6 protein-coding genes are annotated in these 6,579 nt (G+C 71.0%); 1 reads left to right on the forward strand and 5 read right to left on the reverse strand.

The window, feature by feature from the left end:
• From dnaG to rpsU, 3 genes are all read right to left on the reverse strand, one after another.
• Positions 1 to 1,319 (reverse strand): DNA primase (dnaG, locus tag D7V97_RS38090; RefSeq protein WP_120615500.1); only part of this gene is annotated, 1,319 nt, incomplete at its 3' end.
• Positions 1,320 to 1,655: 336 nt separating this feature from the next.
• The gene (locus tag D7V97_RS38095; protein ID WP_120615501.1) at positions 1,656 to 2,114 is read right to left on the reverse strand and encodes a GatB/YqeY domain-containing protein; all 459 of its coding nucleotides are present in this window, start codon (positions 2,112 to 2,114) and stop codon (positions 1,656 to 1,658) included.
• A gap of 114 nt (positions 2,115 to 2,228) precedes the next feature.
• Entirely contained in the window at positions 2,229 to 2,423 is a 195-nt protein-coding gene (gene rpsU / locus D7V97_RS38100; RefSeq protein ID WP_014395136.1) for a 30S ribosomal protein S21, read from the reverse strand.
• 135 nt (positions 2,424 to 2,558) lie between these two features.
• On the opposite strand from rpsU, the gene D7V97_RS38105 reads away from it, so the two are divergent.
• The gene (locus D7V97_RS38105; RefSeq protein WP_120615502.1) at positions 2,559 to 4,151 is read left to right on the forward strand and encodes a HEAT repeat domain-containing protein; all 1,593 of its coding nucleotides are present in this window, start codon (positions 2,559 to 2,561) and stop codon (positions 4,149 to 4,151) included.
• Between the two features lie 185 nt (positions 4,152 to 4,336).
• Here the strand turns inward: D7V97_RS38105 and D7V97_RS38110 are convergent, their stop codons facing one another.
• Positions 4,337 to 5,248: a GGDEF domain-containing protein gene (locus tag D7V97_RS38110; protein WP_120615504.1), complete on the reverse strand. Its 912-nt coding sequence runs from the start codon at positions 5,246 to 5,248 to the stop codon at positions 4,337 to 4,339.
• Between the two features lie 71 nt (positions 5,249 to 5,319).
• Complete coding sequence (locus D7V97_RS38115) at positions 5,320 to 6,381, reverse strand: asparaginase (protein ID WP_120615503.1); 1,062 nt, start codon at positions 6,379 to 6,381, stop codon at positions 5,320 to 5,322.
• Positions 6,382 to 6,579 lie beyond the last annotated feature (198 nt).

The raw sequence follows: 6,579 nt of genomic DNA on the forward strand, positions 1-6,579 counted from the left end.
GCCATGGCGTGCCCCGGCGTGGCGATGGGCTTGGGGGTGGGGGGCGCCTTGTACTGGAGCGAGGTTTCAATCTGCGCCGGCATCCAGCCGAAGTGCCCCGCCAGCGCGCTGATGAGCGCCGAGCGCGTCAGGCCCGGCGGCACCTGGGCCGTGACGGGCTTGAGCCGCTCCAGGGCGGCCATCTTCTCCTCGAAGCTCGCCTGCCTGCCCGCAGGGAGGAGGGTGGCGAAGAGGTAGGCCGTGAGGGGCTGGGCGCCCTCCAGGAGCCGCTCCACGCCGTCTGTGCCCTCCCGGCGCGCGAACACGTCCGGGTCGTCCCCCTGGGGCAGCAGGGCCACCCGGGTGGGGGCGCCCGCGGCGAGCAGGGGGCCGGCCAGCCGCTCCACGGCGGCGAGCCCCGCGGAGTCGCCGTCCAGGAGGAGGACCAGGTCGCGGGCCTCCGCGCGCTTGAGGCCCTGGAGGTGGCCGGCGGTGAGGTTGGTGGAGCACAGGGCCACCGCGTGGCGCACGCCCACCTGGTGCAGGCCGATGCAGTCGAAGTACCCCTCGACGAGGACCGCCGTCTTGCGCTTGTGGATCTCATCCCGCGCCTGGTCCATGCCGAAGAGCGTCTCGCTCTTGTTGTAGAGCCGGGACTCGCGCGAGTTGAGGTACTTGGGCCCGTCATCCGCGGCGACCAGCCGTCCTCCGAAGGCGATGGGCCGGCCCTCCGGCGCGCGGATGGGTACCATCAGCCGGCTGCGGAAGAAGTCGATGCAGCCCTCGCCGCTGTTGCGCTTCGTGATGAGGCCCGCCTTCAGCCCCCACTCCAGCATCCCGTTCTTCTGGAAGCGGTCCGCCAGGAGGCTCCACTGCGCGGGCGCCCAGCCCAGGCCAAAGCCGTGGGCCACCTCCTCGGAGACGCCCCGGCTGGCCAGGTAGGCGCGGGCGGCGCGGCCCTCGTCGTCCCAGAGCTGGGTGCGGAAGTGCTCCGCGGCGAAGTCCGTGGCCTCCTTGACCTGCTGGCGCTCCTTGAGGCCCGGGTCCTGCGCGGCCTCCAGGTCGATGCCCACCTCCTGCGCCAGGTCCCTCACCGCGTCCTGGAACGTCTTGCCCAGGTAGCGCTGGATGAAGGACACCGCGTCGCCGCTCGCACGGCAGCCGTGGCAGAAATAGAAGCGCTTCTCCGGGACGACGTAGAACGAGGGGGTCTTCTCCTGGTGGAAGGGGCAGCGGCCCTTGAACTCGCGCCCGGCCTTCTTGAGCTCCACGTGGCGGGACACCAGCGTCACGATGTCCACGCGGTCGAGGACCTCCTGGATCTTGTGTTCCGGAATCACGACGCCCCTCCATCCATCCGCATGAGCGCGGCCATCCGCCCGTCATCCTGACCGCAGGGCCTGACACGTCCGGACCGGTGGCACCCCTGGCCGTCCGCCCTCCCAGGTGGGGAGCTTGGACGCGGGCGGTGACCGGAGATGGACGAAGGCTGGGGCAAGGCGCGCGCTCCTCAAGGCTTCCCGCGCGCCTCCCGGGGTGGGGGACGAGCAGGCGACCTTGGGATCAGCGATTAGCGGCGAGCGGGCGAGGGATCAAAAAATCCGCTTCAAAGCCCGGTGGATTGGGAGGGCGCCTGGAGGAATTCCTCCGGCGCCCGTTCCCGGTGCGACGGTGCTTCAGGACATCTTGGAAAGCTGGGACTTCACTTCCTCGGAGATGGCCTTGCCTTCGGCGCGCCCCTGGAGCTTGGGGTTCACGTTCTTCATGACCGCGCCCATGTCCTTGGGGCCCTGGGCTCCGACCTCGGAGATGGCGGCCTGGACGGCGGCGGTGAGCTCCTGGGGGGTGAGCTGCTGGGGCAGATACTTCTGCAGGACGGAGATCTCCTGCTCTTCCTTCTCCGCCAGCTCCGGCCGGCCTCCGGACTTGAACTGCTCGACGGAGTCGCGGCGCTGCTTGATGAGGGTGGCGATGACCTGCTGCACGCCCGCGTCGTCCAGGGCGGAGGCACCCGGCTCGACTTCCTTGTACTTCACGGCGCTCTTGAGCATCCGCAGCACGCTCAGGGACAGCTCGGACTTGGACCGCATCGCGTCCTTCAGGTCCGCGTCGATGCGCTCTTTCAGGGTGGCCATGTCGGGACTCCTCACGGGCGGGGAAAAGGTGTCGCCGCGCCAGGGGATGGGACGGCGGGAGCCAGGGCACCTGACTTTTCAGGGGCGCCCCGGCTCCTCACTGCGAGGCCTGCGCTAGTACGACTTGCGGGCCTTCTTCACAGCGCGCTTCTTGGCGGCGAGGGCCTTCTTCTTCCGCTTCACGGAAGGCTTCTCGTAGTGCTCGCGCTTGCGGATCTCGGAAAGGATTCCGGCTTTCTCGGTGGCCTTCTTGAAGCGCTTGAGGGCGCTCTCGATGGATTCACCTTCCTTCACTCGAATACCGGGCATGCAGTCACCTCCTTCCGCCTAGCTGGGTGCGATCTGAAAATTTTCAAAGGGGCCGGGGTATGGCGCAGCAGACCGCAAAAGGCAAGGAGACCCGCACGGAAAGGATGGGACAGGGTGCGCTAGAGTGCCCTCCGCGTGCGTCGCCTCCTCCTCCTGGTACTCCTGCTGGCGGCCAGTCCCTCCCGGGGCGGCACGGTTGCTTCCGAGTGCTGGGCGTCCTGCCGCCGACACGTCACCGACCCGTCGCTGCGGGCCCGGACCTGCCCCGTCTGCGTCACCGGTGGGCGGGTGGACAGCTGGGTGACGTCCCTGGGCACGGGAGGCGCGGACGCCCGGATGGCGCTGGAGTCGGCGCGCAAGGATCCCAGCTGGCGGGTGCGCTGGGCGGCGGTGCGCGCGGAGGCCCGGAGCCGGGGGCTCACCGAGCGGCGGGCCCTGGCGGACTGGATCATGGACACCCCGCCGGACGCGGACCTGGGGGCGTGCCTCACCGCGGTCCGCGCCGCGGCGGACGCGGGGCGCTCCACGGCGGACTTCCTCCAGGACGCCGGAGCGCGGGGCCCGACCGCGGCTGCCCGGGTGTGGGCGCGCCGGGAGGCCGTCCGGCAGACGCTCGCGCTGGAGATGTTCTCGCAGGAGCCCGCCGTGCGGCTGCCCGCGCTCCTGCACCTGGCCACGTTCCAGGGACGCTCGGCCACGCGGGTGGTGCTGGACGCGGTGGCGTCGCGGCCCGTCGCGGGCGACGAGGTGATGGCCTCGCTGCTGTCCGCCGTCGCGGAGCGCCAGCGCGCGTCCGTGGGCCGGCTGCTGCTGACGGAGGCGAAGCCCCCGGACGAGGCTGTCATCAACCGGCTCTTCGCCGTGTACTCGCGCGAACTGGACGGATTGCGGCCGGAGCTGGCGTCGAGCGACGTGCAGCGCCGGCGCACGGCGGTGGCCGGGCTGCGGCGCTACGGCCCGCTGGCGACGCGCGAGTTGGAAGGGGCGCTGGGGGACGCGGATGCCCGGGTGCGCGAGCAGGCGGCGCGGGGCCTGGCGGAGTCGGGTGGCAAGCCCCTGCGCGAAGCCGCGCTCCAGGGGGTGAAAGGGGCGGAGACGGTGGAGGCCGCCCGGCCGTGGCTGGAGGCGATGGCCCACGAGAAGGGCTGCGCGGCCTTCCTCCGGGACGTGGCGGACGGGCGCAACGCGCGGATCCCGGAGATTCAAGGCGAGGCAGTGGCGCTCATGGGCGACTGCCAGGAGGGCTCAAGTCCCACGCGCCGGTTGGCGCCCTACGCGTCCGCGAGCGTGCCGTCGGTGCGGGCGGGCGCGGTGCGCGCGCTGGGGTCGCTGCCGCGCAACGCGGAGGCGATGGAGTTGGCGTCGAAGGCGCTGGAGGATGGAGCGCCGGAGGTGGTGGCCGCCGCGCTGGACGTCCTGGCCTCCTACCGGCAGCCCTCGCGGGGGGATGACGCGGCGGGGCTCCTGGGCTCGGAGCACCCGGTGGTGCGGGCCGCGGCGGCACGGGCGCTGGAGTTCATGGGCCGGCCGCCCCACGTGCGGGTGCTGGCCGAGCGGCTGCGCACGGATCCGGCGGTGGAGGTGCGCCTCGCTGTCGTCAGGACGCTGACGGCGCTGGGCGGTCCGCACGCGGTGGCGGCGTTGAGCGAGGCCGCGGCCCACGACGTGGACTCCCACGTGAAGCACGTGTCTCAAGAGGGGCTGCGCCGTTTGGGCTTCGGCCGCTGACGCCGGGCAGGCTTCCGACTCATGCATGAGTCGTGTCGCAAGAGCGGCTGTGCCGTTTGGGCTTCGGACGCTGACGCCGGGCGGGCTTCCGACTCATGCATGAGTCGGGTCGGAACTCACGCCGCGCCAGCCGGGCTTCGGCCGCGGATCCGGGCCCGTCGTAACGGGCCCCACGGTGGCTCCGCTCACGGACCGCTGACGGCCTTGGCGTCCACCCGGTTCCGGCCCGCGTGCTTGGCGCGGTAGAGGTACTTGTCCGCGGCGGAGATGAGGTCCTCCGGCTGGGAGAAGTCCGAGTCCAGCAGCGTCGCCACGCCCAGGCTGATGGTCACCTTGATGGGCGTGCCGCTGAAGATGAAGTCGCTGCGGTCCACCGCCACGCGGCAGCGCTCCGCGCACGCCAGGGCCGCGTCCTCCGCGGACTCGCGCAGCATCAGCGCGAACTCCTCGCCGCCGTAGCGCGCGAGCAGGTCCTCGGTGCGCACCGTGTCCGCCACCCGCTGCGCGATGCGCGTCAGCACGAAGTCTCCGGCCGGGTGGCCGTACACGTCGTTGATGCGCTTGAAGTGATCCACGTCGAAGAGCACCAGCGACAACGGCACGCGGTGGCGCAGGCAGTACGCGAACTCCTTGCGCACCGTCTCCATGAAGTACTTCTTGTTGTAGACGCGGGTGAGGCCGTCGCGCGTGGCGGACTCGTAGATGCTGCGCTGGTACTGCTCCTCCAGCGCGTCCTGGATGCTGAACTTCAGCACCGTGTTGGAGCCGATCTGGATCTTGTCGCCGTCGTACAGCGGCGCGGCGCTCACCTTCAGGCCGTTCAGGTACGTGCCGTTGGTGCTGCCCAGGTCCACCAACTGGAAGCGGCCGTCACCGATGGCCACCACCTTGGCGTGCTTGCGCGAGATGCCGTCGTCCTCCACCTGGAACTGGGCCTCCGAGCTGCGGCCCAGCACCACTTCCGAACGGTCCAGCTTGAACATCCGCCCGATGCCGGCGGCGGACTTGGCGCTGATGACGATCAGGTACGCGCTCTGCTGCTGGGCGCTGCCCAGCAGGTCCGAAATGGAATGGACGGAAGTTTTCTCCTCGGACATCGCGCCTCCCATCTTAGGGGCCGCCTTTTCACGGCGGCAAGCACACCCACGTTCCTTTCATGCGACCGGTATCAGACGACCCGCCCCACCCGTGTGGGCCTGCGCCGCTTCGACGTCGGCGGGGGGACTGTCGGCCGCCCGACGGACAGCTCGCCCGCCACCGGCGTCCGGAGGAAGCGCGCCAGGGGCTCGCCCCCCCGGGGATGCTCCGCCAGCCCCTGCATCAGCTTCACCAGCGCCGCCGAGGGGGTCATGTCCGCGCCGCCCACCGCCCCCTGCGCCAGGGCCATGGCCCCGGACTCGTAGAGCGTGAGATCCACCCCGTTGCGGTACGCCTGGCTCACCACCAGCACCGGGATGCCCCGCTCCCGGGCCTGGACGAAGAGCGGCTGGAGCGACCGTCCCAGCTCCGGCGCGATGGGCACGTTGCCCGCCCCGTACGCCTCCAGCACCAGCCCCTTCACGTGCGGCAGCAACTGCAGGGGCAGGGCGGGATCCAACCCCGGGTACACCTTCAGGAAGAAGACGCGCGGATCCAACGCCTCGTGGAGCTTGAAGGCCCCGCGCGGCTTCAAGCCCGCTTCGAACGTGGCGTCCACGCCCAGGGTGCCCAGCACGGGGAAGTTGGGGCTCTCGAAGGCGTCGTACTCGGCCACCTTCACCTTGCGCGTGCGGTTGCCCCGGTACAGGTGCGAGTCGAAGCAGATGGTGACCTCGCGCGGCCCCTGGAGCGCGGAGAGCACCGCGTCGATGAGGTTGAGCCGCGCATCCGAGCGGATCTCCCCCAGTGGCCGCTGAGAGCCCGTCAGCACCACGGGGCAGGGCGGGTTGCGCAACATGAAGGACAGCGCGCTGGCCGTGTAGGCGAGCGTGTCCGTGCCGTGGGTCACCACCGCCCCGTCGAAGTCGGGCAGTCGACGGTGGAGGTGGGCGGCCATCCGGCTCCACAGCTCCGGCTGCATCTCGGAGCTGTCGAGGTTGGAGAACAGCTCCAGCTCGATGTCCGCCAGCTGGAACAGCTCCGGGGCGCGCTTGCGGAGGGTCTGGAAGAAGGCCGCCGGACGCAGGGCGGAAGGCCGGCCACCGGCCATTCCGAGCGTGCCTCCGGTGTGTAGCAGCAGGACTCTGGGCATGGGCGAGGGGCCTCCCTGCCAAAGCCCGCCTTGCTTTACAAGCATTGCGCGCGTGGCTAAGACCCGCGGCCGTGATCCTCTCGTGTTGGAAGCGTCTTGCGCCCGTGCTGGCCGCGGTGACCCTGCTGGGCGCCGCCTGTACCAAGAGCGCTGAAATCCCGGCCTCGCCCCCCGCCAAGCCAGCGCCCGCCCCGGCTC

This window comes from Corallococcus sp. CA053C, from assembly GCF_003611675.1.
In the GTDB taxonomy this organism is placed as follows: Bacteria; Myxococcota; Myxococcia; order Myxococcales; family Myxococcaceae; genus Corallococcus.